Annotated in this window: 27 protein-coding genes; 14 read left to right on the top strand and 13 right to left on the bottom strand. The window is 63.5% G+C overall.

Translation table 11 applies throughout. The features are described from left to right. Nucleotides 1-35 precede the first annotated feature (35 nt). Together amaB and F600_RS0117705 are read left to right on the top strand one after the other, a co-directional pair. A complete protein-coding gene (amaB, locus tag F600_RS0117710; RefSeq protein WP_018161979.1) occupies nt 36-1,568 on the top strand; it encodes an L-piperidine-6-carboxylate dehydrogenase in 1,533 nt (510 codons plus the stop codon). After that, nucleotides 1,565-3,736 carry a thiamine pyrophosphate-dependent enzyme gene (locus tag F600_RS0117705; RefSeq protein ID WP_018161978.1) on the top strand — a complete coding sequence of 724 codons (2,172 nt, stop codon included), beginning with the start codon at nt 1,565-1,567 and terminating at the stop codon, nt 3,734-3,736. The genes amaB and F600_RS0117705 overlap by 4 nt, the downstream gene beginning before the upstream one ends. On the opposite strand, the gene F600_RS0117700 is transcribed toward F600_RS0117705, so the two are convergent. Beyond that, on the bottom strand, nt 3,717-4,577 hold the full coding sequence (locus tag F600_RS0117700; RefSeq protein WP_040631810.1) for a patatin-like phospholipase family protein: 861 nt from the start codon (nt 4,575-4,577) through the stop codon (nt 3,717-3,719). The genes F600_RS0117705 and F600_RS0117700 overlap by 20 nt on opposite strands. Nucleotides 4,578-4,886: 309 nt before the next feature. Between F600_RS0117700 and F600_RS0117695 the strand changes: the two genes are divergently transcribed. Both F600_RS0117695 and F600_RS0117690 read left to right on the top strand, forming a co-directional pair. Then, a complete protein-coding gene (locus F600_RS0117695) occupies nt 4,887-5,435 on the top strand; it encodes a hypothetical protein (RefSeq protein WP_018161976.1) in 549 nt (182 codons plus the stop codon). Between the two features lie 61 nt (nt 5,436-5,496). Beyond that, a complete protein-coding gene (locus tag F600_RS0117690) occupies nt 5,497-5,865 on the top strand; it encodes an MmcQ/YjbR family DNA-binding protein (protein WP_018161975.1) in 369 nt (122 codons plus the stop codon). Nucleotide 5,866: 1 nt separating this feature from the next. Here the strand turns inward: F600_RS0117690 and F600_RS0117685 are convergent, their stop codons facing one another. Beyond that, nucleotides 5,867-6,856, bottom strand: coding sequence for a GlxA family transcriptional regulator (locus F600_RS0117685; protein ID WP_018161974.1), 990 nt, complete (start codon nt 6,854-6,856; stop codon nt 5,867-5,869). Between the two features lie 133 nt (nt 6,857-6,989). Between F600_RS0117685 and F600_RS0117680 the strand changes: the two genes are divergently transcribed. Further along, nucleotides 6,990-7,769, top strand: a complete 780-nt coding sequence (locus F600_RS0117680; protein ID WP_026306650.1) for a DJ-1/PfpI family protein — start codon at nt 6,990-6,992, stop codon at nt 7,767-7,769. 28 nt (nt 7,770-7,797) lie between these two features. Then, nucleotides 7,798-8,463, top strand: a complete 666-nt coding sequence (locus tag F600_RS0117675) for an HAD family hydrolase (RefSeq protein WP_018161972.1) — start codon at nt 7,798-7,800, stop codon at nt 8,461-8,463. 8 nt (nt 8,464-8,471) lie between these two features. Here F600_RS0117675 and F600_RS0117670 read toward each other — a convergent pair whose 3' ends face one another. The 5 genes from F600_RS0117670 to F600_RS0117650 form a co-directional block, all read right to left on the bottom strand. After that, nucleotides 8,472-9,680 (bottom strand): iron-containing alcohol dehydrogenase, encoded by a 1,209-nt coding sequence (locus F600_RS0117670; RefSeq protein ID WP_018161971.1) that lies wholly within the window; start codon nt 9,678-9,680, stop codon nt 8,472-8,474. A gap of 80 nt (nt 9,681-9,760) precedes the next feature. Next, nucleotides 9,761-10,768, bottom strand: a complete 1,008-nt coding sequence (locus F600_RS28810) for an oxygenase MpaB family protein (protein WP_018161970.1) — start codon at nt 10,766-10,768, stop codon at nt 9,761-9,763. Nucleotides 10,769-10,873: 105 nt separating this feature from the next. Continuing rightward, nucleotides 10,874-11,509 (bottom strand): alpha/beta hydrolase, encoded by a 636-nt coding sequence (locus F600_RS0117660; RefSeq protein ID WP_018161969.1) that lies wholly within the window; start codon nt 11,507-11,509, stop codon nt 10,874-10,876. 9 nt (nt 11,510-11,518) lie between these two features. Beyond that, entirely contained in the window at nt 11,519-11,941 is a 423-nt protein-coding gene (locus F600_RS0117655) for a DUF6069 family protein (protein ID WP_018161968.1), read from the bottom strand. A 198-nt stretch (nt 11,942-12,139) separates the two neighbouring features. Then, a complete protein-coding gene (locus F600_RS0117650; protein WP_156024662.1) occupies nt 12,140-12,985 on the bottom strand; it encodes a hypothetical protein in 846 nt (281 codons plus the stop codon). A gap of 109 nt (nt 12,986-13,094) precedes the next feature. Here F600_RS0117650 and F600_RS28805 point away from each other — a divergent pair, with 109 nt between their 5' ends. The 3 genes from F600_RS28805 (at nt 13,095) to F600_RS0117635 (ending at nt 15,443) form a co-directional block, all read left to right on the top strand. After that, entirely contained in the window at nt 13,095-13,820 is a 726-nt protein-coding gene (locus tag F600_RS28805) for a TetR/AcrR family transcriptional regulator (RefSeq protein ID WP_018161966.1), read from the top strand. Between the two features lie 31 nt (nt 13,821-13,851). After that, complete coding sequence (locus tag F600_RS0117640; protein ID WP_018161965.1) at nt 13,852-14,790, top strand: RNA polymerase subunit sigma-70; 939 nt, start codon at nt 13,852-13,854, stop codon at nt 14,788-14,790. A gap of 65 nt (nt 14,791-14,855) precedes the next feature. Then, nucleotides 14,856-15,443: a maleylpyruvate isomerase family mycothiol-dependent enzyme gene (locus F600_RS0117635; protein WP_018161964.1), complete on the top strand. Its 588-nt coding sequence runs from the start codon at nt 14,856-14,858 to the stop codon at nt 15,441-15,443. On the opposite strand, the gene F600_RS28800 is transcribed toward F600_RS0117635, so the two are convergent. Continuing rightward, on the bottom strand, nt 15,415-16,296 hold the full coding sequence (locus tag F600_RS28800; protein ID WP_018161963.1) for a sterol desaturase family protein: 882 nt from the start codon (nt 16,294-16,296) through the stop codon (nt 15,415-15,417). The genes F600_RS0117635 and F600_RS28800 overlap by 29 nt on opposite strands. Nucleotides 16,297-16,476: 180 nt before the next feature. Here F600_RS28800 and F600_RS0117625 point away from each other — a divergent pair, with 180 nt between their 5' ends. Next, nucleotides 16,477-18,309: a hypothetical protein gene (locus F600_RS0117625; RefSeq protein WP_018161962.1), complete on the top strand. Its 1,833-nt coding sequence runs from the start codon at nt 16,477-16,479 to the stop codon at nt 18,307-18,309. 42 nt (nt 18,310-18,351) lie between these two features. Further along, a complete protein-coding gene (locus F600_RS0117620) occupies nt 18,352-19,368 on the top strand; it encodes an NAD-dependent epimerase/dehydratase family protein (RefSeq protein WP_018161961.1) in 1,017 nt (338 codons plus the stop codon). A 7-nt stretch (nt 19,369-19,375) separates the two neighbouring features. Here the strand turns inward: F600_RS0117620 and F600_RS0117615 are convergent, their stop codons facing one another. The 4 genes from F600_RS0117615 to F600_RS0117600 all read right to left on the bottom strand — a co-directional run bounded on the left by F600_RS0117615 (nt 19,376) and on the right by F600_RS0117600 (nt 21,799). Then, a complete protein-coding gene (locus F600_RS0117615; protein WP_018161960.1) occupies nt 19,376-19,582 on the bottom strand; it encodes a helix-turn-helix domain-containing protein in 207 nt (68 codons plus the stop codon). Nucleotides 19,583-19,589: 7 nt separating this feature from the next. After that, entirely contained in the window at nt 19,590-20,069 is a 480-nt protein-coding gene (locus F600_RS0117610) for a DUF2975 domain-containing protein (protein WP_018161959.1), read from the bottom strand. 199 nt (nt 20,070-20,268) lie between these two features. Further along, the gene (locus F600_RS0117605) at nt 20,269-21,057 is read right to left on the bottom strand and encodes a hypothetical protein (RefSeq protein ID WP_018161958.1); all 789 of its coding nucleotides are present in this window, start codon (nt 21,055-21,057) and stop codon (nt 20,269-20,271) included. 112 nt (nt 21,058-21,169) lie between these two features. Beyond that, a complete protein-coding gene (locus F600_RS0117600; protein WP_018161957.1) occupies nt 21,170-21,799 on the bottom strand; it encodes a TetR/AcrR family transcriptional regulator in 630 nt (209 codons plus the stop codon). Nucleotides 21,800-21,900: 101 nt separating this feature from the next. On the opposite strand from F600_RS0117600, the gene F600_RS30620 reads away from it, so the two are divergent. Together F600_RS30620 and F600_RS0117590 are read left to right on the top strand one after the other, a co-directional pair. Continuing rightward, complete coding sequence (locus F600_RS30620) at nt 21,901-22,416, top strand: hypothetical protein (protein ID WP_018161956.1); 516 nt, start codon at nt 21,901-21,903, stop codon at nt 22,414-22,416. 2 nt (nt 22,417-22,418) lie between these two features. Beyond that, nucleotides 22,419-24,140, top strand: a complete 1,722-nt coding sequence (locus F600_RS0117590) for a GMC family oxidoreductase N-terminal domain-containing protein (protein ID WP_018161955.1) — start codon at nt 22,419-22,421, stop codon at nt 24,138-24,140. Here F600_RS0117590 and F600_RS0117585 read toward each other — a convergent pair whose 3' ends face one another. Beyond that, a complete protein-coding gene (locus F600_RS0117585) occupies nt 24,141-24,482 on the bottom strand; it encodes a hypothetical protein (RefSeq protein WP_156024660.1) in 342 nt (113 codons plus the stop codon). 105 nt (nt 24,483-24,587) lie between these two features. Here F600_RS0117585 and F600_RS0117580 point away from each other — a divergent pair, with 105 nt between their 5' ends. Then, the gene (locus F600_RS0117580) at nt 24,588-25,460 is read left to right on the top strand and encodes an SDR family oxidoreductase (RefSeq protein WP_018161953.1); all 873 of its coding nucleotides are present in this window, start codon (nt 24,588-24,590) and stop codon (nt 25,458-25,460) included. Nucleotides 25,461-25,487 lie beyond the last annotated feature (27 nt).

The following is a 25,487-nucleotide window of genomic DNA, read 5'->3' as shown; positions in this document are numbered from 1 at the left end:
GAAGGGGAACCGGTCATTCGCCCAGGAGGCCCGAAATGGCCACTTCCGTCGCCCTGCCGACCACGGACGAACTGCGCACGATCGCCCGCAACAGCCTGCATCGTTGCGGCGTCACGACCGCTACTAGGTCGAGCAAGACGGTCCTGGCCCGCACACCGATTACCGGTGACGACCTCTTCGAGTTTCCGGCGGGAGACGCGGCGGACGTTGCGGCCGCCATCGATGCCGCGCACGAGGCCTTCCTGCGGTGGCGAATCGTTCCGGGGCCGATCCGCGGAGCGCTCATCAAGAGGTTCGGGCAGTTGCTCGTTGAGCACAAGCAGGACATCGCGGATCTGATCACGATCGAAGTCGGCAAGATCCGGTCCGAAGCCCTCGGCGAGGCCCAGGAGATGATCGATATCTGCGACTTTGCGGTCGGGCTCTCGCGTCAACTCGAGGGGAGAACGATGCCTTCGGAGCGGCCGGGACACCGCCTGATGGAAACCTGGCACCCCCTCGGCGTCGTCGGTGTCATCTCTGCCTTCAATTTTCCGGCTGCGGTCTGGTCGTGGAATCTCGCGCTGGCCATTGTGTGCGGTGACTCCGTGGTGTGGAAGCCGGCGCAGGTCGCGACCCTGACTGCGGCCGCATGTTCGGCCCTCTTCGAGCGTGCTGCCGCCGAATCCGGTGCGCCGGAGAACCTGAATGTCCTTGTCCCGGTGTCCGCCGCCGACGCGCACGTCCTGATCGACAGCCCGAAGGTGCCGCTGATCAGTGCAACCGGCTCGGAACGGATGGGCGGAGAGATCGCCCCGCGGATCGCGGCGCGATTCGGGCGGATGATCCTCGAACTCGGTGGCAATAATGCGGTGGTTGTCGCACCGTCTGCGGATCTGGATCTCGCGACGCGCGGCATCGTCTTCGCCGCCGCCGGAACTGCGGGTCAGCGCTGCACGACGTTGCGGCGGGTGATTGTCCACGAGTCGATCGCGGACGAACTCGTTGGCCGGATCTCGCAGGTCTACGGACGGCTGCCGATCGGTGACCCCTTCGCGGACGGCACGCTCGTCGGCCCCCTGATCGATGGCAATGCCTACGCCAACATGGTCAAGGCTCTGGACAGTGCAGTCGCTGAAGGTGGCGAGATCCTTGCCGGCGGAGTGCGGCACGAGAGCAACGAGTCTTCGTTCTACGTCGAGCCGGCGATTGTGCGGATGCCCGCGCAGTCCGCGATTGTCCACCGCGAAACGTTCGCGCCGATCCTGTACGTGCTTACCTACCGAACCCTCGACGAAGCAATTGCGCTGCACAACGCCGTTCCGCAAGGGCTGTCTTCGGGGATCTTCACCACCGACCAGCGTGAAGCCGAGCGCTTCATGGCGGCAGACGGTTCCGACTGCGGCATTGTCAACGTCAACATCGGGACCTCGGGCGCGGAAATCGGAGGCGCGTTCGGTGGCGAGAAGACGACCGGTGGGGGCCGGGAATCGGGTTCGGACGCGTGGCGCGGGTACATGCGTCGCGCCACGAACACGATCAACTATTCCGGCGAACTCCCCCTCGCGCAGGGCGTGAACTTCGGATGACCGCCGAGCCGATCGATGAGTACTTCACCACGACGATTGGCGCCATCGACGAACCGCCGCGGACGACCCGTGATCTGGTTGAAGCAGGATGCGCCCTGCCTGCGCGACAACTGCTCAGCCTGTTCGATGCCCAGGTCAGCAGCCGGCATCTCGATCTTGCGGCACGTTGGCTGCGGGAACAGGACAAAGGTTTTTACACGATCGGCTCGTCGGGTCACGAAGGAAATGCCGCGATCGCCGCGGCCTTGAGACCCACCGACCCGGCGCTGCTCCACTATCGGTCCGGTGGCTTCTTTCTCGCTCGTGCGGCGCAGGTCCAGGGCGGCAGCGACCCGTTGCGAGACGTCCTACTCGGGCTCGTCGCGGCCGCCGACGAGCCGATCGCGGGTGGTCGGCACAAGGTCTTCGGCCGATTCGATCTCAACGTCATTCCACAGACCTCGACGGTTGCGTCGCACCTGCCGCGCGCGGTCGGGGTGGCGTTCTCGATCGACCGCGCCGCCAAACTCGGGGTGCGGTGCGCGTGGCCGGCCGATGCCATCGTCGTGTGCAGTTTCGGAGACGCGTCGGTGAACCATTCGACCGCGCTCGGAGCAATAAACACTGCAATTCACACGGCTTACCAGGGCGTACCGCTCCCCCTCCTGCTCGTGTGTGAGGACAACGGGATCGGAGTCAGCACCAAAACCCCAACGGGGTGGATCGCCTCGAACTTCGCACTCCGCGATGGTCTCGCGTACTTCGCGGCGGACGGATCCGACGTGTGCGACACCTATTCGACGGCTTTGAACGCAGCCGAATGGGTTCGTACACAACGCAAGCCGGCGTTTCTTCACCTGCGAACCGTCCGGCTGATGGGCCACGCGGGTTCGGACTACGAGGCCGCGTACCGCAGTCGTGCGGACATCACCGCAGACTATGACCGCGATCCGGTCTTGTGTACCGCGCGACGACTGATCGAATCCGGACATCTAACCTCGAAGGAGGTTCTCACTCGCTACGAGGACGTTCGCGCGAGGGTACGGACGATTGCCGAGCAGGTAGGCGCATCACCGCAGTTGAGCGACGCAGCGGCGGTAATGAGGCCACTCACAGACGCGACCGTGGAAGCGACGGCAGCGAAGCCCCGATTGCCACACAACCCGACGCCGGGACCGCCGTTGACAGTTGCCTCGGCGATCAACCGCGCCCTGCAGGAGGTCCTCGCCGAATATCCCGAGGCGCTGATCTTCGGGGAGGATGTGGCACGCAAAGGCGGCGTTTACGGAGTCACGCGTGGGCTGATGAAGAAGGCTGGGGCAGCGCGGGTCTTCGACACGCTGCTCGACGAGCAGGCGATTCTCGGGCTTGCGCTCGGCGCAGGTGTTTCCGGATTACTGCCGATTGCGGAGATCCAATACCTGGCGTTCCTTCACAATGCCGCGGACCAAATCCGCGGCGAGGCTGCGACTCTGCAGTTCTTCTCGAACCGGCAATACCGAAATCCCCTCGTGGTTCGAATTCCCGGCTATGGCTACCAGAAGGGGTTCGGCGGTCACTTCCACAACGACAACGCGATCGCCGCCCTGCGGGACATCCCGGGAATCGTCATCGCTTCGCCGGCCCGTCCAGACGACGCGGCCGCGATGCTGCATCAGTGCGTGGCGGCCGCACAGACGGCCGGAGTTCCGTGCGTCTTTCTCGAGCCGATCGCGCTCTACCAAACGCGCGATCTCTATTCCTATGGCGACGGTGAATGGCTGGCTCCCTACCCGGTCGACCCGGCGCCGATCGGTGAGGCCCGAACCTATGGGGACGGGCCTGACCTCACGATCCTTACCTTCGGCAACGGCCTTCGGATGAGCCTTCGAGTCGCTCGCCGACTTGCGGAACGGGACATCCGCACACGAGTCGGCGATTTGCGGTGGCTGGCTCCCCTGCCGGTCGCGGACATCCTCCGGGAGGCGAACGCGACCAGCCGCGTGCTAGTCGTAGATGAAACCCGCAGATCAGGCGGTGTTTCCGAGGGCGTGATCGCAGCCCTTGTCGACGGCGGCTACCACGGTTCGCTCGCCCGCGTCTGCAGCGAGGACAGTTTCATTCCGCTGGGTGATGCCGCTCGGCACGTCCTGTTGTCGGAGGAAGCTATCGAAGCGGCGGCGATCGCGCTCACGTCCAGAACTCGGTGAGCTCCTCCGCGCGGGCTCGACCTTGGTCGTGTCCGGCTTGAGCCGCGGCCGCCCGCAGCGACAGATCCATCGCGTTGACTCCGAACATGTGCTCGGAGTCGCTGTCCGGGAAGATCGTCTCGACCCTGCTACCACCCGCACGCAATTCGTCGATCTGCGTCTCCAGATGCAGACCCCACTCGAACGGGGTCCGCGACCTGCCGCCGAATGGTGACAACACGAGGATGCGCTCATATCCGGCTGCCAGATCGGCATTGTCGGCGTTGGCCCGGTAACCGCCGTCGATGTATCGATGGTGACCGATCCGGTACGCGAAGCCACTGGAACAGCTGGCGGCCACGGCGTCCACCAGGTCAACCCCGCTGTCTCGATCGAAGACGACGGGTTCGCCGGAGTCGGCATCGACCGCGGTGAGGTGCACCGTCTGATCCGGCCAGAACTGGCTGGGGAGCCGCGGCCCGACAACCGCCCGCCACTGCGCGGAACGATCCGGAATCTCGAGTGCCGCCGCGCCCAGTCTGCGACGCATGTCAGCGGCATCCGTGGCGGAGGCAATGAGTCGGGCGGTTCGCTCCATCTGGTCGGTCACCGCCTGTGGAACGCTTCCAGCCCGTTGCGACGCAACCGGGGCAAGAGTCGCAGTGAACAGGTCGGACGGGCTGGCGCTGGTGATTTGAGCAGCGGCCGTGGCGCCGGCTGACGTACCGATGACGAGGTCGGCGGTGGTGACATCGAGGCCACCATCGAACAGACCGGCAATGACGCCGATCAACCAGGCGTTGCCGGTCGATCCGCCGCCGCCGAGGACCAACGCTGTACGGGAGTGAAGTGAAGAATTCATTTTCGTAGCCTTTGAGAGTGCATGCAGCGCTCCCCGCGACAGCTACGTCAGTCGCGCGATCGTGAACTCAAAGGAGCGCCCAGAGTGGACAGAGTATGCACGGGGCTCACCTCCTCGAGTCGTTTCACGTCGGCGACCAGAGTACCGCGTGGTGGCGACTGGCGCCTCTGAGTATTGAGCCGTCGAGAGTCGAGTACCTGCTACTCACGTCCGGCGGTCGTTCGGCTGCGACGGTAGCCATGCGAGCCGAGGCGACTCGCTTCCACTCCGGCGATCTGCGGATCGCAGCGATACCGAGGAGAACCCACAATGTCTGCAGCACTTCAATCCGACACGTCGCCGTCAGTCGTCGCTGACGTGACCATCTCGGAGCACCACACCCTTCAGGTCGTCACCTTCGCGCCGGGAATAACCGGGGTCATCGAGACCGGTCGCGTCGGCGATATCCCATTTCCCGAGGTGGGCGCTGCGCCTGACGCCACCGAAGCCGAAGCCGGGAAACCTCCGGCCGACTACAAGCCGTCCGCGGCCGAGACGACCGACGAACAGACTTGGTTCCGCAACACGTACGGTTCAGGTGCACAAGCATTTGTCCAGGGCTGGGACTGGGCGTACGCGCAAACCGGAAGGCCGGTCGTCAACGGTAGCGGCATCGCGTTTGTCGGCAGCGAAGGATCGACCAACGCGAACTTCCGATTCCTGTGGTGGAACAACGGCACCTGGGTCGAGTTCTGGAACGCGATTATCGTGCCTGGCCACTGGGTGTCCAACACCGTCACCGGCAACAACCATTACATCCGTTGGGAGCTCAACGGCGCAGGTCCGAACACTCAGGTGAGTCTCGCTGCGCATTACTAGAGCAGCAGGATGTCGATTCCGCTCGCTCAGTGGGCGGAATCGACCAACGCCTCGGCTTACGATGACGATCGTGGCGGTTATCGACGACCTTCGACCGCTCGGTGCCGGGTTGGAACGCTCGTACGAGGTGTACGTGCGCGGACGTTTGAAGTTTCGCGTCAATCAGATTGTGTACGTGGCGTTTTCGCTCGATGAGACGGTGATGGGTTTCGCCTTCCCCAAGGATGAGCGCGCAGCGTTGGTGGCCGCCGAACCGCACAAGTTCCGGCTGCCTCGGCCGTCCGATCTGCGATTCAACTGGGTTGTCGCCATTCTTGCGGAGCTTGACCGGACCGAAGCACGCGAACTCGTCGTCGATGCGTGGCGCATGGTGGTGCCTCAGAAGGTTTCTCGCGCGTACGACCTGGCACATCCCGACGGACCGGGCTGACCTACGACGCAGTTCGCTGGAAATGCTGGCGGTACGAACCCGGCGTCGTGCCCGTACGCCTGACGAACGCCCGATGCAGTGTCTCCGGTCGTCCGAACCCGACCCGTTCCGCGACGACCGGAATGAGCAAATCCGACGTCTCCAGGAGCGATTTGGCGGCCTCGACGCGCAGTGCCTCGACCAGCCCACCGGGTGTCACACCGACCTCGTGGCGGAACACTCGCGCGAAGTTCCGAGGGCTCATTCCGACGCGCCCCGCGAGGGCTTCGACGCTGAGGTCATCGTCGAGGTTGTTCGGTAGCCAACGCTGAAGTTCGACGATTGAAGGCGTCCGCGCCGGCTGGTTACGCATATGCACGCTGAACTGCGACTGACCGCCGGGTCGGCGCACGAAAACCACCAGCCAACCGGCCACCACGTGGGCCAGCTGCGCGCCGAAGTCGTCCTCCACCAACGCGAGCGCGACGTCGATGCCGGCGGTCACACCGGCCGAGGTCCAGCGGTCCCGGTCGTGCACATAGATTCGGTCTGGTTGCACGGTGACGTGTGGATGCTCGGCCCGCATGCGCTCGCACGAGGCCCAGTGCGTCGTGGCGTGATAGCCGTCGAGCAGTCCGGCTCGGGCCAACGCGAGCGACCCGGTACACACCGACGTGGTGCGCCGAGCGTGTTCTGAAATGCGCCGAATATGGTCCAAAGCCGCTGTGTCGCTGGTGAACCGGTCAACTCCGAGGCCGCCGACAACGAGCAGCGTGTCGGTGTCGGCGCGTTCGGCGGCGGCGTGTATCGAAGTGTCGACGCCAATGGTGATCCCGCTGTCGACGCGAATGGGCCGGCCATCGGGTGAGGCCAGAACGAGTCGATAGTTGGGCGCGGCGCCCAGCAGGGACGCGGCCCGAAACACGTCGGCTGGGCCGGCGAGGTCGAGAAGTGCGCAGCCATCGAACACAACGATCGTGACGATGCGTTCCGTCAGGTGTTTCGCAGGCACAGAGCAATTGTCGACGAACGCATCTGGCGCGTCTGCAGCGTGGCTGAAATCGTCAGTTTCTTGTCATTGCTGCCACGGGGTCTGGCGCTGACGATTGATTCGAGAACATCCGCAGATGCGTGAGGAGTCGACAATGCAGATCGCGATCGTCGTTTATCCAGGAATGACCGCCTTGGACATCGTGGGACCGTACGAGGTCCTGCGTTTCATCCCAGGTGCGCAGATTCGGTTCGTCTGGAAGGAAGCCGGCCCGGTCATTGCGGATACCGGGGTCTTCGCACTCGCCGCGACGCATTCGTTCGACGAAACCCCAGCTCCCGACGTGGTGCTGATCGGCGGGTCTGGCACGGCGACCGGAATCACTGCCAAGGATCCCGCGGTTCGCGAGTGGTTGCAAAAGGTCCACCAGACCACCCAGTGGACTGCGTCGGTGTGCACTGGTTCGGTCATCCTCGCGAGTGCCGGCCTACTGGACGGCAAGCCGGCAACCACGCACTGGGCGAACCTGCACGCGCTGGAGGCCCGCGGCGCGGTGGCGGTGCGTGACCAGCGGATTGTGCACAGCGGCAAGATCGTCACCGGCGCCGGAGTGTCTGCCGGAATCGACTTGGCGCTCTGGCTGGTCGGCAAAATCGCAGGTGACGACGTGGCCCGAGCGGCGCAGCTCATCATTGAATACGATCCTCAGCCGCCGTATGACAGTGGCAACACCGCGAAAGCTGACGCCGCAACGATGCGTAAGGTCGCCGCCATCGTGTCTCGAGAAGGGGCAGATGCCGTCGCCAACGAGCGCACGGCTTTCCTCCGTGAGCTGATCGCTCAGTCTCAACTGGCGTGGGGTGCAGCGGTGCAGAAGGCGCGCAATCGTCGGAGGTTGCTGTCGCGTCGTCCGCGCGAGGTTGCTTCGGTGTGAGGGCCGCACGGTCGGGTAGCCGACAAGGATGACCAACTCGACGATCGGCATCCTCGACATCGACGGCACACTCGTTGACTCGAACTATCAGCATGCTCTGGCCTGGTACCGAGCATTTCGGAGGTTGGGCGAGACCTTTCCGATCTGGCGACTCCATCGGCTGATCGGTATGGGTGGCGACCAACTGGTCACCGCGATTGGTGGCGAGGACCTCGAGCGGAGGCTTGGCGACAAAGTTCGGAAGCTGCAGACCGAGGAGGTCGACCCCCTTCTCGACGAGATGGCAACGCTCCCCGGTGCCCGCGACCTGTTGATTGCGATCAAGAAGCGCGGCCACCGGCTGGTGTTGGCAAGCGCGGCGAAGGAGCACCACGTCGAGGCGTTCTTGGACAAGCTGGACGCTCGCGAGATCGCCGATGCCTGGACGAGCAGCGCCGATGTCGAGGCGTCCAAGCCTGCCCCAGACCTTTTGCACGTCGCGCTGAAGAAGCTCGGGGTGCCGTCCGATGCGTCGAGCGTGATGATCGGAGACTCCGTGTGGGACATCGAGGCCGCAAAGAACGCCGGCATGCCCGCTATCGCGGTTCGCTCCGGCGGCTTCGGGGATGACGAACTCGAGAAAGCGGGTGCCATCGCGATATATGACACCCCGCGCGACCTGCTGACGGCGCTGGACGACACGCCCCTGGCGTGACCCGCTGCCTAGACCGGGAGCATGTCCCGAACCATCGATTCCGTTTCGGCCTTATCCATGTAGACCGGAACCGCGTAGTTCCAGTGCGTCTCGTCCATCGCGCGTTCAACGATCTGCGGGATGTCGGAGACCTGGAGCTTGTCGAGCTGAGTTGGAATGCCGAACTCCACGTTCAACGCGCGGACCTTGGCGATGAACGCGTCGGCGAGCGCGGCCTCGTCAGTGCCTTCGATTCCGCTGACGCGTGCCAAGTCCGCGAGACGTGCCTGGTGGACCGGCCGATACAGATCGAGAACACGCGGCAGGATGATCGCGTTCAGGTACCCGTGCGGCAAGTGATACAGGGCGCCGAAGTTGTGCGAGATCGAGTGCACCCAGCCGATCCCCGCAGTCGTGATCGCGACGCCGGCCTTATAGGCGGCGATCGCCATGCGCTGGCGCGCCTCGAGGTTGTTGCCGTTCTTCACGACCTCCGGCAGGTTCTCCATGATCAGCTTCGTCGCCGCGAGTGCCTCGGCGTCCGTTTTCTCGGTCGCGTTGACCGACAGATAGGCCTCGATGGAGTGCGTCAACGCGTCCATGCCGGTCGCAATCGTTCCCGGAGCCGGGAGGCCCGTCATCAGTGCCCCGTCCAGCGCCGCCGCCTGCGGCACGAGCTTGGGGTCCATGACGACGAACTTGCGGGAATTCGCCGGGTCCGAGATGACTGCGCCGATCGTGGCTTCGGAGCCCGTTCCAGCCGTGGTCGGAACGGCATAGAGCGGGAGCGGCGGAATGATCACGCGCATGAGTCCGCCCATGAGGGCGACACTGTGCGGGTTCCGGGCACGCGCGGCGATCATCTTGGCCGCGTCGATGGACGAGCCGCCGCCGACCGCGAGAACTGCGGCACAGCCGTTTTCCTTCAGAACCGCGAGTCCCGCCTCGACCTGCTCGATCGCCGGGTCAGGCAGGACACCGGTGTACAGGGAAACGGCGACGCCTCCCGATTCGAGCCTGTCGATCATGGGTGCAAGCATCCCGATCTTCAGAAGAAACTCGTCGCTGACCAGGAGAAGCTTCGTCACGCCGGTCCCGACGATGTGGTCGCACAATTGCAGCGATGAGCCCGGTCCGGTGAACAATTCGGGCTGCCGGAAGTCGAGGATTTTCGCCGCGACTTTCATCCCGAACTGAAGCTGCTTGAAAGCGAAGACCTGGATCGGGTGCGGAATCATTGCTTCTCCCCTGGCGTGCAATGTGCGAGTCATCGCGAATCGTAGCGCCGCCCGTTTGGACTGGGTGTCCGGTTTCCGCTCTATCGGTGTCCCAATGGGCACACGCCGACAGGTGCGTGGCCGGCTTCCACGCCACGGGCGACGGTGAAGGTGTAGCCGTCGGCTGGCGCACCGACGCGCTGGTACCGCGCATCGTTGGCCACATCGTGTTGGTACCCCATCGCTTGGAGATCCGGATTGTCGCCAAACCTGCTGAAATCCTTGACCCACGTGCTCGACAGGTTGACCCGTCGCGCGTTCTCGCTGGCGAGAATGACCTTCGTGATAGCACGAATCGAACTCGTTACGCCGGGCAGGAGTCGTGGAGCGCCGAGCATGCTTCGGTACTGCTTCGGTAGACCGGCCGTCAGAACCTGACCGCCGAGCGCCTTACTCGGTCCGGGAAACCACGCTTCGAACGCCTTGATCTGGCCGCGATACAGCTCGGCGGCTTCCGTTGTGTAGCGCGAGTGCCTGCTCTCGAACGCGACCACCCACGGCTCGACCTCGTCATACGACGACCAGATGCCCTCGAGCCCCATCATTCGACCGATGGCGGCCCACAGGTGAAAACGTGCGTCGTTCTCGACCGTGGTAAAGAAGTTCGCTGCGCCAAGATCGCGGGCCCACCGCTCAGGCTCGATGATCATCAGGCCAAGGATGTGAAGTTGTAGGTTGTTCCCCACGCCGCGCACGTCGTGGTGGATCTGCTGGATCCGGTCGACGACTCGCTGCATTTCCTCGCTGTGTGGGCCATGTCGATACAACAGTCCGAAGAAGGCCAACGTGTCGCGGTCGCGGTTTTCCGGAGCGTTCACGTAGCCGCCGGCGCGGTGCGTGACGATTGCCTCGGCTGGGTGCGTCACGCCGCGCGCAAAACCAGACGCATAAGCCATCTGAGCGAACATTGGCGGCGTCAGAACCTCGAGCGACAGATGCGTGATCTCGGCACAGTCGGCAACGGGGTCAAGTCCGGCGATGATCTCGCGAACCTCGGCAGCGGTGACGGTCCGGTCTTCCCAAAGCTCTGGGCGACGCAACGTGTACATAGAACTTCCTAGCGCTATAACGGTGATATAGCACTAGTTTGCTGACGCCGTCCGCGAGTGTCAGCGATGCACGTCACCGGCTTCAGGTGAGGTGGCTCCCAGTTCTCATGCCACGTAGCCGGCCAGAATCCTCGCCAGCTCAACCGGCTGGCTCAGGTTCGCGCAGTGCCCGGCATCGACCTCTTCCGGGTTGACGATTCCGAGCCTCGAGGCCGCGACGTGCCGTTGCAGATCGGGTGCGATGAATCCGTCTTGTGTCGTCACAATGAACCGCGCTGGGATCGCCGGCGGGGAGCTGGATGGCCAGGGCGAAGCTGCGAGCTTCGCGCTGGTCGGGCGCTCCCTGGCCATCGATTCGGCCGCCAAATCCGCCGGTACGTCGTGGTAGAAGGGGTCCGCACTGCCCATCGACGTCCAACCGACATGGTCGAACCATTCATCTGCGGTCTCTCCTGGCTGCGGCACCAGACCCGCCACGAAAACCTGAAGCCGCGCATTCAGGCGGGCCGCCACCAGTGGGACGAAGAACCCGCCGGCGGAGTGCCCGACCACGACAACGTCATCGGCGGTTCCCACCTCGGTGGCGACGGCCTCGACGCAGTCGTCCCAGGTCGCGTCGTCGTGGTCGGTGTGAAGGTCCGGTGCTACCGCCTCATGGCCTCGGTCTCGCAGTTCGCGCTGCACCAGGTGCCACGCCCAACCGCCATCGCCGGAACCATGAATCAACGCGAAGGTCGTCATGCGACCGGTCTACCGGGAATGTGCGATCCGCGCAGCGATGACCGGGATGACGATCGCGGCCGCAACGATGTGCGTGAGCATCAGAGTGAGCTTGGTTTCGACGGCGGCGTTCACGATCGCATCCGGAACGAGCGACAACGCGGTCAATGCGACGGTCGTGCGCACCCATGCGCGGCGCGGATTGGCCGCCCACTGACGGAGGCCGGCAGCGATGACGAGGCCGAGAACGGTCAGCATCAGAGTCGCGGTGGCGAAGCCGGGGACCGGAATCTCCTGGCCGTCGATCGCGAGCGAAATGCCTGCGGCATGGGCGATGGCGGCAACGGCCGTAGTCGCGGCTGCGGCTCCCACGGTCGCCACTGCAGCCGGGCGCCAGAAGGCACGGTCGGTGCTGGTCGACGTCGTGGATGCGGTGAAAGCGGTGGTGGTCATGAGGTCCTCCTGGGTGGTGGGGCAGCCGTTTGCTGCCTCTCACCACTTCGACGAACGAGACTCACCAAATACGACAAGTGGTCCGAAACTTTTTTCGCCAATTACTTCACCGCTCGGCCGGGTCGAGAGTCTCTGCCGGGGGGTTGTACAACTGAGGAGTTTCGTACAAGGCGCTCCGGGCGAGACATTCGACCGGATTCAGTCGTTGTGGCTGAGCTCCTCGGGCACCAATGTCACTTTCAGCGTCCGGGTTTCGAACCCGTCCCAGTAGGTGATCCGGTCGACGTCAAGTCGAACAGTGCCACCACTGACGGTCGCCCGCCCACGCAGGACAATGCCGCGTTGCTGGGTCGGCCGCTCGTGTACCGGCTCGTCGAGCGTCACGCAGGCCGAGACAGATTCACCGTCAAGGTTGTCGAGGAGCCCGGGAGGGGCCGTCGCGGTCATGGTCGACGGCTCCCAGGCCACCGGCATCGCCAGAAGCTTGTCGGGCGACGCGACGCCCAGAATGCCCGATGCGTTGTTGATCAGTGCTGCCATTCCCGGCGGCAGGTCGCCGAGGTCGAGGCGGGTTTCGACGACGGGAACGCCGGTGCCGCGGTCATAGACAAAGTCGGTCGCCGTCACGTCGTCGGGCCGAAGTTCGGTGAGGACCTGGTCATACGGCAGGGTCCGCGTGACCGCAGTCAGGGTGTCGCGGATGAATCCGAGCGCGTGCTTGGGGTTTCGCACGGTCCAGGAGGCGAGGCCCGCACCGATTGCGGGCACGGTCGGAAGTGCGGCGAGTGCACCCAACGGATCTAGCGGGCTCAGCATGCGAGCTTGTCCGGTGTAGATGGCGGTGCCGGTGGACCCGGGAACGACCCACGTGGTCGCGGGCCGGCGCGACAGGATCTTCGCCTTCAGTGACTTCCGGTTGCTGAGGTACCAGAGGCTTGTGCCGGAGGCGCCGTAGAGCACCGGCGTGATGACTGGCCCAGATTTGGTGCCGATCGTCACGTAGGCCAACGTGCCACTGTCGATGGGGCTGTTCGCGCAGGTCATGGTTCCTCCAGCCGGCTCCTGGGAACCGCGGCGCATCGTCGACGCCGAATGAAGCCGGTTGACCTCAATGTGACAGCCAGCCACCTTAATTGCAATAGCATTCTAAATAATGAATGAGGTTGGAGACAGCAATCACAGCCCGCCGCGCCCGGCGACGCGGCGCCGAACCCGTTCGCGCGCTGCTCTTCTTGATGCCGCTGAGCAGGTGTTCATCGAAGGCCGGGTCGCGACGTTGAAAGTCGAGGAACTCGCCGAGCGTGCGGGCGTATCGGTCGGCACGATCTATACGCAGTTCGGGAGCAAAGATGGCGTGTTCCTGGCGCTCGCCGAGCGTGCGTTGGACACGGCAGCCGCCTACCTGGCGGAGGCGTTTGCCGTCGCCGAGTCTCCGCTGGAACAGGTCGCGGCCACCGGGGCGGCTTACCTGCAGTTGCTGCTCGACAATCCGGTTCTCGCTCGATACTTCGTCACCGATCCGCTATCTCTCGCCGGGCAGAGCGACGAAGTCCGCGCGCGCATCGAAGGTCGTGCGCAGGAGCTGATCGACGCGGTCGCGTCCGGTATCCAGGCAGCGATCGATGCCGGCCAAGCGCAGCCGATGGATTCGAAGCTCATGGCCAATTTCCTGTTGGCTTCCTGGAATGGCGTCATTGCCGCGACTCAACGTCCCGATGCGCTTGCACTGTCGATCCAGACTGCCCAGGACTGCATCGAACAAGCGCGCCGATTCCTGCTCGACGGCATGAGCACACCCGAGTATCGGGACTCACGTGGTCATTCCAAGGCGCGACTGCTGGATGTTCCGCGGCCAGTTACCGGGGACGTCCTGCCCTGACGTACGCACACCCTTCTGGCAGGCTTGCGGTGTGACGACGGTTGGTATCGACGAGTTGGAAGCCCTGCGGCTTCCGCTCACCCGGTACTGCTATCGAATTCTTGGTTCTGCCGCTGACACCGACGATGCGGTGCAGGAGACGATCATCCGCGCCAACGCTCGACTGCACGAGCATGACGCGGCGCGCGCCAAGCTGACGACCTGGGTGCATCGGATCGCGACCAATATCTGCATCGACATGTTGCGTGGCGCGGACCGCCGGGCGCTGCCGATGGATCTCGGACCGGCGGCGAGCAGCGCTGATATCGGGGTTCCTCTCCCGGAGAGTCGTTGGGTTGACCCGATGCCGGGCACGCGGCTCTTCGGTACTGCCGATCCGGCCGACACTCTCGTCGAGCGGGAGTCCGTGCGGATTGCGTTCGTGGCTCTGCTGCAGCGACTTCCACCTCGGCAGCGGGTTGTGCTCGTCCTCCGAGACGTCTTGGCCTATTCGGCGCAGGAATGCGCCGACATGACCGATTCGACGGTCGCGTCCGTCAACAGCGCACTGCAGCGTGCGCGTGCCACGCTCGACAGCAATCGTTTGCAACCGCTGGATGACTTCGACTCGTCCCAGCAGGAGTTGCTTGACCGATACGTCGCAGCCTTCGTGAACCACGATCTAGCAGCGATGGTCGAGGTTCTCCGGGATGACGCGGTGACCTCGATGCCACCGTTCGCCTGGTGGCTGCGCGGCGGCGTGGCGATCGCTCAGTTGGTGACGTCCAGCGACGCCTGTGCCGGAGACCGATTGCTCCCGACCAACGTCAACGGCTGCCCCGGCTTCGGGCAGTACCGCCCCGACAACGGGGTGCTCCGACCATTCGCCCTGATCGCCATCGAGTGCCGCGAGGGACAGATCGCCGAGATTGTGACGTTCCTCGGGACTGGCGACCGCTTCGCCGAATTCGGGCTGCCAATTTCGCTCTGACCGATGAGTTTCTGTCGTGCGGTTCGTACAACGAATGACAACCGCACCACGAGGAGACCACGAACATGTCCGAAGAAGACCGAATCATCAGCGAAATCCGTTCCGAGCGAGCACGTCTCGTTGCCTTGCTCGAGACCCTGACGCCCGAGCAATGGAACACGCCGTCATTGTGTGACGGATGGACGGTGAGCGAGGTGGTCGCACACATGACCATGCCGTTCCGCACCAAACCCCTGCACTTTGCGACGGGGATGGCGCGTGCCCGGTTCGACTTCAACCGCTATGCCGATCGAGACGCTCGTCGCTTTGCCGAGTCAACGACGACCGCTGAGCTCGTCGAGTTGCTTCGCCGCAATATCGATCATCCGTGGTCTCCGCCGGGTGGAGGACGAGTCGGAGCGCTGAGCCATGACGTGATCCATGGCCTCGACTTCACTGAGCCGCTGGGACTCCCCGAGGCACCGGCCGAGCGAATTGCGTTGGTACTCCAGAACTCGACGCAGCGTAGTCAGGACTTCTTCGGCGTGGACCTCGGCGGACGGCGCCTGGTCGCGACGGATGCCGAGGTCTCGTTCGGTTCGGGAGTTGATGTCGAGATGTCGGCGAAGGACATCCTGTTGACGATTACGGGGAGGTCTTCTGCGGTTGGTTAGGGTCCCCCATTGCCTGCCGCCCCGGCGGCCCGAAGATGCAATGCAGTCGATCGCGCCAGTTGGTCGCTGACCGGACATCGCGGTAGATCTGCCGGTACGCGCCGTATTCGAGCGTCAGCACGTTGTACGTATTGACCGGTTTCGTCAATCCATAGGTTGGTCGTTGGCGTTCGGGCTGGAAGCTGCCGAACATTCGGTCCCAGATGATCAGAATGCCGGCGTAATTCTTGTCCAGATACTCCGGGTCGGAACCGTGGTGAACGCGATGGTGTGACGGCGTATTGAAGATGAATTCGATCGGGCGCGGAAGCTTGCCGATCAGCTCGGTGTGAATCCAGAACTGGTAGATCAGGTTGAATCCGAACGAGACGTACAGCGTCCACGGCGCGAAGCCCAAAAGCGGCAGCGGCAGCCAGAAGATGGCCTCCGACCACGGATTCCATTTCTGCCGCAACGCCGTGCCGAGGTTCATGTACTCGCTCGAGTGGTGCGACTGATGTGCCGCCCATCCGATGTTCACGCGATGGACGAATCGGTGGTTCCAGTAGTAGAAGAAATCGAGTCCGACCAGCACACCGACCCAGTACCACCACGTTCCGGTGTCGAGGTGCCACGGTGCGATCCAGACATAGACCGCCGAGAACAGGAAGAACGACGCGATCTTGAACAGAGTCAGGAACAGGATCGACCCGACGCCCATGCTCAGCGAGGCGCGAGCGTCTTTGAACTCGTAGCCGGTCTTGTCTTTGTGGTCGCCCCAGGCGAGCGCGGCGATTTCGATTCCAAGCGCGAGGAGAAAGAAAGGGATCGCATAGGTCACCGGGTTTTGCAGTGGATCGAGAAGGTCGTCCATCGCCCCTCGCACGTCCGATGAATGAGAATGCAATCCACATTCTACGTCGGCGCCTCAAGCGCTCAATGTGCGTAGGTCTCGCGCCGAATATGAGTAGTCGGTACTGATTTCCCAGCCCCCGAAAACGCCGAATCTGAAGTCGGAAGTACCCGTTGTGCGCTGGATCGTTGAGGGATCGACATGGCCATTTCCCAACACCCGGGTTCGGCGGGGAGCAGTGCGGATCAAGTGCAGCTCCTCGCCCACTACCTCGCGCGCGTGCTGCCGCAGAAGGTCGACGGGCACCGTGCGTTCGCTGACATCGACGACAAGCGACTGCTCCCGCCTGGCTTCGTGTTCGGGGCGCGAATGCTCCGATTCGAGGAGAGCGCGTGGCAGGAACTCGCCAGCATCTTCAAGCAGCATCCTCGTCTCTTCGAGCAATTGTTCTCGCTGAACAACGATGAAGTGGAGACCGAAGAGGAACTGCTGCGATTCGACCTTTTCGCCAATGCGTTGGGCTCGTGTGTCGAGGCCGCGCACCCACCGGCATTGTTAGCGCTCGCCTCGCTTATCGAAGCGCACGCGCCCGAGTTCCTGGAACAGGCGAATCGCCACGGACTCATCGCCACTGTCCGGTCTGGATCGGCATGGGAACGCTGGGCGGCGGCGATCATCACCGCGGTGGTCGCCGGAATGCCAATCGTCGTATCGGTGGTCATGGCGGATGGATTTCTCGCGTGTGCACTGAAAGTCTTCGCGGTCCTGTGTCTGTCGTTTCTTCCCGGCTGGCTGTTCATCCGATTCCTGGGCCAGCGCGCGGGCGCATTGTGGAGCGAATACGTCCTCCACCTGCATCGACTGGGATGGGATCGGACCGAGTACCTGCCGCGCCCACCGCGCAGTTCCTGCTTCTTCCTGGAATGGCTGGACTCCGGCGGCTATCTGACCGAACGTCAGGGGCGGACCATCTATCAGCTGAAGTTCGATGCGTACTACGGAAAGTCGGTATCGGAAACCTTCGCGCGATCGCTCGCGGGCACGCCGAAGAACGGCGACTACTCCCTCCACGGCGACACCCTGTTCCCCGTATTCATGGCGACCGCGGTGATGGCCGTGGGGTGGAGCGTGGTGGTCCACAAGGTCAATTTCATCGATCGGGTTGCCGCGCCCGAATTGTTCGACATGCTGAAATTCGCGTTCATCGGGGCGTATATCTTCACGGCCCAGGACCTGCTCCGGCGGTTCTTTCAGAGCGACTTGCGGGCGAGCGCTTATGTCAGCGCGGTCCTGCGAATCTTTGTGGCTCTGGTGACCACCACAGCGATCTACGAGGCGTTCCGGGCGACCGCGTGGTCAGAGGGACAGTGGGAGCTCGTGGCGGCTTTCGTGGCCGGCATCTTTCCGGTCATCTTCCTCAAGGCGCTGTACCGACTGGCAGCGCGAACTCTCGCGGGTGTGAACCTGATCCCGGACGAGCGGCTACCGCTCTATCAGCTCGACGGTTTGAACGTGTGGTACCAAAACCGGTTCATCGAACTCGGTATCGAGGACATCCAGAACATGGCGTCCATGAAACTGGTCGACGTCATGTTGCACACCAGAGCTCCGGTGGAACGTCTCGTGGACTGGCTCGACCAATCCCTGCTGTATGTGCGGCTCGACAGCCCGGACGATCGTGCGGCGTTGCGCCGGTTCGGTATCCGGACGGCGACCGATCTGCTGAAAGCTTTTCCGCCCGATCAGGTCGATCCGCGGAGAGGCGTCTCCCCGGTTGGTGCCTTCGAACATCTGGGGAGTCTCGGCAACGACTTCGACGTCGAACGCCTGCGAACACTCGTGCGGATTCTCCACGAAGACGATCGGCTCGCCCCGATCTGGAACTGGCAGAAGCGCGGTGTGCAGACAAAGGTCTTGCCTTACCTGTCGAGAAGTGAATCCGATCCGGACGCCAACAACGTCTCGGAGTTCTCGCAGATGCTCAGCCGGCACCACACGGCGACGGGAGACGCAGAAGGGCAAGAGGCGGGCTAGGTTTCGCCTTCCCACCGCCCCCGATCTGCGAGGATCGGCCTCATGAAGGTCATGGTCACGGGTGCGACCGGTTTTGTCGGATCGCACGCCACCGCCGCGCTCATGCGGGCCGGACACGAGGTGCGACTGCTGGTACGGCGCCCTGACCAGGTGCCGCGCTCCTTTGCGCCCTTTGGAATCGTCCCCACCGACCTCGTGGTCGGAGACATTCTCGACGAGGCGGCGGTCGCCAGCGCCTTGGACGGGTGCGACGCGGTGCTGCACTCGGCTGCGATCTATTCGCTCAACGCTGCCGATGCAGAGGTCATGGGGAATACCAACGTTGCCGCCGCCCAGGTGGTTCTCGGCGCCGCGGTCGCCCGCAAACTCGACCCGATCCTGCACATCTCGAGCACCGTTGCGCTGACGCGCTTCGGTGGCACCGACTCGTCGCTTCCGCTCGGCGATGTCACGCTGCCCTATTCGCGATCGAAGGTCGAGTCCGAGAAGGTCGCTCGCGCCTTTCAGGACCAGGGCGCACCGGTGGTGACCGTTTATCCCGGAACCGTGTACGGGCCGGACGACCCGTACAACGGTGAGCAGACCGAGCGGGTCAAATGGATTCTGCGCGGTGCACTTGGGGCGTTCCCCCAGGGGGCCGCGCACGCGGTCGACGTTCGCGAGGTTGCCGCCGTCATCGCTGCGGCGATGGAACCGGGACTGGGTCCGCGGCGATTGGTTGTTCCGGGCACGCATGTCGACGGTGACGTGCTGTTCGCCGCGGTCAACGCCGCGACCGGACGGCGTCTTCGGCACCTGAAACTGCCGACTCCCGTCGCCCGAACGGTGGTCAAGACCATCGCTGCGGTGCAGCCTCGGATTCCCGGCGACTGGCATTACCCGGCTGACCTCGAGGCGGTCGAACTGTCGGTCCGGGACACCGACTTCACCGGCCTTTTCGACGAGACACTCGGTGTCCGGGCCCGGCCGTTCGTCAACACGATCGCCGACCAGATCGCGTGGATGGCCCGGGCTGGGCGCATCCCGGAACGGCACGCCGGAGTGCTCGCCGGCCGGTGACCCGGTTTCAATCCTTCTTGTACTCCAGGATGTCGCCGGGCTGACAGTCCAGCGCTTCGCAGATCGCTTCCAAGGTCGAGAACCGGATCGCTTTGGCCTTGCCGTTCTTCAGAACGGAAATGTTGGCGATGGTGATTCCGACTCGTTCGGCCAGCTCGGTCACGCTCATTTTCCGCTTGGCCAACATGACGTCGATGTTGATGATCATTGCCATGGCGGCCTCACACCGTCAGATCGTTTTCGGACTTCAGGTCCACGCCGTTCTGCAAGATGCGCTGGAACATGTTCGCGGCGGCTGCGATGACGGTCGAGATGAAGGCGATGAGGACTCCGATGAAGACTCCGCCCGCTTTGTCGTCCGACGTGGTGTTCAAGAAGATGTAGACCTCGAAACAGGCGGCGAACCCGATCACGGCGATCCCGCAGAACTTGATGGTTCGCAGCGCCTTCACCGCCTGCGGCGTGAACATTTCGTTGCGGCCGGCATATCCGATCACCTTGATCGCCTGGTAGACCGCGAAGAAGACGGGGATCGAGGCGATGTATGCGCACATGAGGAAGGGATCGTGGAAGTAGATCTCGAACGTCGTCGCGTGGGCGTTCCGACCCTCGAGGTGCGGCTCCCACAGCATGAGGGCGAGGGTGCCCAGGCCGAGGAGCGCGATGACGACCTGCAGGAAGGTTGCTGAGCCTTTGTTCATGCGGCAAACGTATGGTCGAGGTTTATCGTTTGTCAATAAATAGCTATCGATAGTCGGCTGTGTCACTAGCGCTACGGCAGGGCCCGGGTGTCCGCTCGCGCCTGCGAGCCCAAGACGGAAACGGCCGAACGACCTGACACCCTCGCCATCAACAAATATTGATAGCGAGGGTGTCAGGTCGATTTGCTGCTGGGCGACCTCAGCAGTTCGCGTTGAAGTACTTCTGCAGGTCTCCGGGAACGCCGTCGTGCTTCGCGGTGCTCAGGCATGTCGTTGACGGCAGTGCCGTGTAGGTAACCCATCGGTCGCCTTGGACGCGCAGGATGCGGGTGTTGTCGCCCGGCCCGTTCTCGCAGCTGTCATTGGGGCCGCACGCTTCGCTGACCAATGCCCACGAACCATCGCAGTGGGCAATGGTGATGGTGCTTGCGCCCATGGCGTTGGAGAGCGCGTCGCCATTGCAAGGATCGCTGAGCCCGCGCTGCAAATGGAGGTCGGCTTCTTCGGCGTCGCCGCCGTTGACGAGGTAGGCCGCGGCTCTGGTCGACTCGACGCGAGAAAACCCGGCCGGGACCGTTGCCGCCACCGACCAGCAGCCGAGCGGCACTGAGGTGAACACGACATTGCCGTTCCCGTCGGTGCGATCCTGCAGTGATTTCAGGTACCCATCGACCGCCGGCAGCTCATGGTCGCTCGGGTCGCACGCAGGTACGAGGAATGCTTTCACCTCGATGTTGCCGAGGCGCGACCCTTCGAGGTCGGACACATGGACCACGATGGTGCCGGTCTCGACCGGGCTGCTCATTGTGTTGTCGACGGTCTCAACGTTCGTCGCGGGAGCCGAAGGGCTCGCGGTCGTGGCGCTCGAGGCGGTGGTCTTTGACGACGAAGTCGCGTTTCCGGACATGCTGGTTCCGGCATTCGAGCACGCGACGGTCAGTGATGCCATGCCCGCGACGAGAAGTACGGCGGACTTGGTGATGTTCATTTTCGGTGTTCCTTCAGTGCTGCTTTCAAGGTCAACTTCGACGCTACGGCGCATGTCGCGCTGCTGGCAGCCCACCTAGGGGGTGGTAAATGCACACCTTCGAGAGGGCGGTTCAGTCGCTCTCGCGTGCTGCGATCCCGTCGTACATCAGTCGCTGAATCGCGTCGCTGAACCTCGTTCGGACGGCTGCGTCGGGGGTCTGCATGTCCTGTAAGACGACCGCGATCATCGCGCCGTTGATGGCCTTCGCGGTGTACTCGATGTCGAGATCTGCGCGCAGATAGCCGAGGCCCACGCCGTGGTGGAGATACGCCGCGGTCATCGACGCCATGCCGTCGAGCATCTCGGAGACGCGACCGCGCAGGGCGTCGTCGACGGTCATCGCCTCGAACAACAGAACGCGCGGAATTCGCGGATCGTCGCTGAGGATCGACACCAGCGAGTCGCCGATTCGGGCCACCTGCTGGCGGTACTCCCCCAGTGTCCGGGCGCCTACCGGGTCGTTCTCCTCGGACATCGCCACAACGATTCGGCGGGCCACGTCCGCGACGACATGGTCGATGATGTCCCGCTTGTTCTCGAAGTAGCGATAGAACGTGCCGTGCCCGATGCCGAGCGTCGCGGCGATATCCGCGATGCCGGTGTTGTGGTAGCCCGCCGTCGCGAAGGCCTCGAACGCAGCATCGATGATGTCGCGTTTGAGTTCGTCTTTCTTCAGTTGCCGCCGATTGATCCCCGTCACACTTTCGGATGATACCTGGTTCTAATACGGAATGAGATGTCAGTATTTGACACAGCGTTCCGATATCGAGACCTCGGAACCCCACGAAAGCAGGAGGCGTCATGCCCACCAACAAGCCATTCACCCTCGACGACCTGTCGTCGATGAGTTTCGAAGAACTCGACTCTCTCTACCGCTCCGGTTCGGTGCCGGCCGACCTCGCCGTACTCGACAACAAGCCGAAGGGCCGCATGCTGTCGGTGCGTGGCGTCGACAAGACGCCGCTGTCGGCGCTGGTCAAGATGGCAGCCAAGCTGCCGCTCTTCCCGTGGGACGGAAAGTCGCTGCAGGCCGACGACACGAAGAGTGGCCAGGGCATCAACCGGATCCAGCTCGGACTCTCCATGAACTGGTTCCCGTTCCGGACCCGCATCCAGCCGTCGGTCGTCGACGGCCAAGACACTATCGTTCTCGACTACGAGCAGCCCGGTAACCCCTGGTTCGTTCGCCAGATCCATGACGAACTCCGCGAAGTATCGCCCGGTATGTTCCTCGGCCCGGCAATGTGGAAGCGAGGCGAAAACACTCCGGCAAACGTGCTGTGGTTCGCACTCGACGCCACCGGGACGGAGCAGTAACAATGACCACCGCCGAGAGACTCGCGAGCGCGCCCGACGCACTGGCGTCCGAGTACGACGTCGTCATCATCGGATCGGGCTACGGTGGCGCGATCACCGCAGCCCGGCTCGGAATCGCCAACGATGCCGCGCAGGCGAACCTGCGCATCGCGATCCTGGAACAAGGAGACGAGCACCCGACGGGCGCATTTCCCGAGTCCCAGGAATCCGCAATTGCCAAGGTCCGCTCGACGATAAATCCGCTGGGCATCTTCCAAGTCGACCGAAACGCCGATGTGGATGTCATCCGAGCCAGCGGACTCGGCGGCACGTCTTTGATGAACTTCAACGTGGCCATCGTTCCGGACCGCGAAGTGTTCCTCGCGTCGTGGCCGAAGCCGTTCCGCGAGGCGGTCGAGCGGGATCCGAACGGGATCGGTGAGCTGCAGACCTACTTCGACCGGGCCGCATCCATGATGGGTGCCAACAAGTTTGCCGAGGGCGAGGATCTGGCCAGGGTCGAGGTGTTCTCGGAGATCGCGAAAAACGCGGGAGTCAAGGCACAGCCTCTGAACATCACCGTCAACAAGGAGGAGCGCGTCACTCGCTACGGAGTGCAGCGCAAGCCCTGCCCGATGCACGGCAACGACGGTACCGGCGACAACTCGTTCTCCAAGAACACCTTGATGACCAACTACCTGCCGATGGCGCACCACTTCGGCGTCGAAATGCACACGCGCATCGAGGTTGACCAGGTTGCCGAACTGTCGGATGGGCGATGGAAGGTCACGGGCGTCCGCAGGTCGGGAAACCGCGGCACCACGACGACCCCGTTCGAGCTCAGATCGAAACGCGTCGTCCTCGCCGCGGGAACGATGGGCACCAATGCCATCCTGATGCGCTCGCAGAAGAACGGGCTCAATGTGTCACCGCGATTGGGCAAGAACTTCAGTGGAAACGGCGACAGCTTCGGGATCGCGTACAACACCGACCGGCGCACGGACACTCAAGCGTGGTCGACGACCGAGGGTGGCCAGCGCGCCCAACTCAAGTGCGGACCGAGCATCACCTCAGTGATGCGCTTCGGGGCGGACCAGGCGGATCTTCGTAAGCGGTTCACGGTCGAAGACCTTTCGATCCCCCGCGCGCTAGTCGACGTCTTCCGAGTCGGGTTGATGGGACTTGCGACGGTCAAATATCCGGACCTTCGTCCCGCGAAGGTGAACCGCTGGCGCAAGGACGTTCAATGGAATGAGGACGGCGCGATGAACCACTCGCTGGGCTTCCTCATCATGGTCCACGACAACTCCGACGGCGAACTCGTCCTCAAGGACGACGGAACTGCGGGAATCGACTGGCCCGGCGCACCGACCGAGCGGATGTACAAGGATGTCGACGCGGTTCTCAAGCCGGCGGTCGAGGCGATCGGCGGTACCTACATCAAGAATCCCTGGTGGGCGAACACCATGTTCGGCAACCATTTGATCACCGCTCACCCGATTGGTGGCTGCACCACTGCCGACAATGTGGACGGCGGCGTCGTCGACCATGCCGGGCGGGTCTTCCGGAAGGATGGCACGGTCAACGACGGGCTGTACGTCATCGACGGTTCCGTTGTTCCGCGCGCGGTCGGCGTCAACCCATTCCTGACGATCTCGATGTTCGCGGAGCGGGCGGCCGATGAACTGCGCGCGGAAATGGGCCTGCCGTTGTACGACGCGGCGCGGGAAGCGGACGACCGCTAGTTACTTGCGGCGGGACGAGCTGTTCAGGGCGAGCGGTGCCGTCGCGGTGCGCAGCATGCCCATCGCGGCGTCGCCGATCCAGTCCTGAAGCGGCGTGCCGGTCTCGGCGACCTTCGCTTCGATCTTGGCGATGAGTTCGAAGTCGACCGTGTCGGTATCGGCGGTCATCTGCTGGATGATGCCGAAAGCGCCGTCCGAAACGGTGTTCGCGATCTTTCGAGCCATGATCACGGTCTGCGCAAGAGCGCCGATGACGATCTTCTGCGCAACCCGCTCGAGTTCAGCGGCGAGGAGATCCAATGCCGCAAGATCGGAACTTTGGGTACGGACCTCGATATTCATGTCTTCCAGCATGCCGAACGCGCTGCCGAACCACCATGCGGAACGCCCTACCGGGATGCTCGCTGTAAGCGATGTCTCATCGGTCGGGATGATAAGCATGATGCTATGACCAATGACTGGCGGACGCGGCTCACGGAGTTCACCGCGCTGACCTTGCAACGGCCCCCGGCCGTACCGCGACTATTGCGCCGGTCCGACAGCGACATCGTGGATCTGACAGGCAAGCGCGTCCTCATCACCGGCTCCTCGGCCGGGATTGGTGCAGCCGCTGCCGTGAAGTTCGCTGAACTCGGAGCACACGTCGTGGTGGTCGCGCGGAGGCAGGACCTGCTCGATGCACTGGTCAGCCAGATCACGGCTACGGGTGGTTCGGCGACCGCCTACTCCTGCGACCTCGGCGATCTGACTGCCATCGATGAACTCGTCGCTCGCGTCGAGAGCGACCATGGCGGCGTCGACATTCTCATCAACAATGCGGCTCATTCGATCCGTCGGCCGTTGGCCGAGTCTCTCGATCGCTGGCACGACGTCGAGCGCATGATCACCTTGAACTATTACGCTCCCCTGCGGTTGATGCGCGGCTTCGCGCCCGGAATGCGCGAGCGCGGCGACGGTCACATCATCAACGTCGCCACCTGGGGTGTCCTCATGGAGTCGCCGCCGCTGTTTGGTGTCTACAACGCATCGAAGGCCGCGCTGTCGTCGATCAGCCGGATTGCGGAAACGGAGTGGTTCCGGTTCGGCGTGCACTCGACGACGATTTTCTACCCGCTGGTCAAAACCGCCATGTCGGCGCCCACCCGCGCGTTCGAGAAGCGGACGGGACTCAGCGCCGAGGAAGCTGCGGACTGGATGGTGACCGCCGCGCAAACCCGGCCGATCCGAATCGCACCCCGCATCGGGCTGGCCGCGCACGCGATCAACAGTTTCCGACCCGCCGCAATCGACGGGTTCATGAAACGACGGCTGTCCAAGTGACCCGCGAATAGAGTTGAGCCACACCCC

The organism is Smaragdicoccus niigatensis DSM 44881 = NBRC 103563, assembly GCF_000380645.1.
Classification (GTDB): domain Bacteria; phylum Actinomycetota; class Actinomycetes; order Mycobacteriales; family Mycobacteriaceae; genus Smaragdicoccus; species Smaragdicoccus niigatensis.
The sequence above is the reverse complement of the archived record's forward strand: the minus strand, read 5'-3'. Positions and strand labels throughout refer to the sequence as shown.

Bases quoted from the DNA above. Each gene is read 5' to 3' on its own strand.
- amaB (WP_018161979.1), top strand. From the start codon at position 36: ATGGCCACTTCCGTCGCCCTGCCGACCACGGACGAACTGCGCACGATC.
- F600_RS0117705 (WP_018161978.1), top strand. From the start codon at position 1,565: ATGACCGCCGAGCCGATCGATGAGTACTTCACCACGACGATTGGCGCC.
- F600_RS0117700 (WP_040631810.1), bottom strand. From the start codon at position 4,577: ATGAATTCTTCACTTCACTCCCGTACAGCGTTGGTCCTCGGCGGCGGC.
- F600_RS0117695 (WP_018161976.1), top strand. From the start codon at position 4,887: ATGTCTGCAGCACTTCAATCCGACACGTCGCCGTCAGTCGTCGCTGAC.
- F600_RS0117690 (WP_018161975.1), top strand. From the start codon at position 5,497: ATGACGATCGTGGCGGTTATCGACGACCTTCGACCGCTCGGTGCCGGG.
- F600_RS0117680 (WP_026306650.1), top strand. From the start codon at position 6,990: ATGCAGATCGCGATCGTCGTTTATCCAGGAATGACCGCCTTGGACATC.
- F600_RS0117675 (WP_018161972.1), top strand. From the start codon at position 7,798: ATGACCAACTCGACGATCGGCATCCTCGACATCGACGGCACACTCGTT.
- F600_RS0117670 (WP_018161971.1), bottom strand. From the start codon at position 9,680: ATGATTCCGCACCCGATCCAGGTCTTCGCTTTCAAGCAGCTTCAGTTC.
- F600_RS28810 (WP_018161970.1), bottom strand. From the start codon at position 10,768: ATGTACACGTTGCGTCGCCCAGAGCTTTGGGAAGACCGGACCGTCACC.
- F600_RS0117660 (WP_018161969.1), bottom strand. From the start codon at position 11,509: ATGACGACCTTCGCGTTGATTCATGGTTCCGGCGATGGCGGTTGGGCG.
- F600_RS0117655 (WP_018161968.1), bottom strand. From the start codon at position 11,941: ATGACCACCACCGCTTTCACCGCATCCACGACGTCGACCAGCACCGAC.
- F600_RS0117650 (WP_156024662.1), bottom strand. From the start codon at position 12,985: ATGACCTGCGCGAACAGCCCCATCGACAGTGGCACGTTGGCCTACGTG.
- F600_RS28805 (WP_018161966.1), top strand. From the start codon at position 13,095: ATGAATGAGGTTGGAGACAGCAATCACAGCCCGCCGCGCCCGGCGACG.
- F600_RS0117635 (WP_018161964.1), top strand. From the start codon at position 14,856: ATGTCCGAAGAAGACCGAATCATCAGCGAAATCCGTTCCGAGCGAGCA.
- F600_RS28800 (WP_018161963.1), bottom strand. From the start codon at position 16,296: ATGGACGACCTTCTCGATCCACTGCAAAACCCGGTGACCTATGCGATC.
- F600_RS0117625 (WP_018161962.1), top strand. From the start codon at position 16,477: ATGGCCATTTCCCAACACCCGGGTTCGGCGGGGAGCAGTGCGGATCAA.
- F600_RS0117620 (WP_018161961.1), top strand. From the start codon at position 18,352: ATGAAGGTCATGGTCACGGGTGCGACCGGTTTTGTCGGATCGCACGCC.
- F600_RS0117615 (WP_018161960.1), bottom strand. From the start codon at position 19,582: ATGGCAATGATCATCAACATCGACGTCATGTTGGCCAAGCGGAAAATG.
- F600_RS0117610 (WP_018161959.1), bottom strand. From the start codon at position 20,069: ATGAACAAAGGCTCAGCAACCTTCCTGCAGGTCGTCATCGCGCTCCTC.
- F600_RS0117605 (WP_018161958.1), bottom strand. From the start codon at position 21,057: ATGAACATCACCAAGTCCGCCGTACTTCTCGTCGCGGGCATGGCATCA.
- F600_RS30620 (WP_018161956.1), top strand. From the start codon at position 21,901: ATGCCCACCAACAAGCCATTCACCCTCGACGACCTGTCGTCGATGAGT.
- F600_RS0117590 (WP_018161955.1), top strand. From the start codon at position 22,419: ATGACCACCGCCGAGAGACTCGCGAGCGCGCCCGACGCACTGGCGTCC.
- F600_RS0117585 (WP_156024660.1), bottom strand. From the start codon at position 24,482: ATGAATATCGAGGTCCGTACCCAAAGTTCCGATCTTGCGGCATTGGAT.
- F600_RS0117580 (WP_018161953.1), top strand. From the start codon at position 24,588: ATGACCAATGACTGGCGGACGCGGCTCACGGAGTTCACCGCGCTGACC.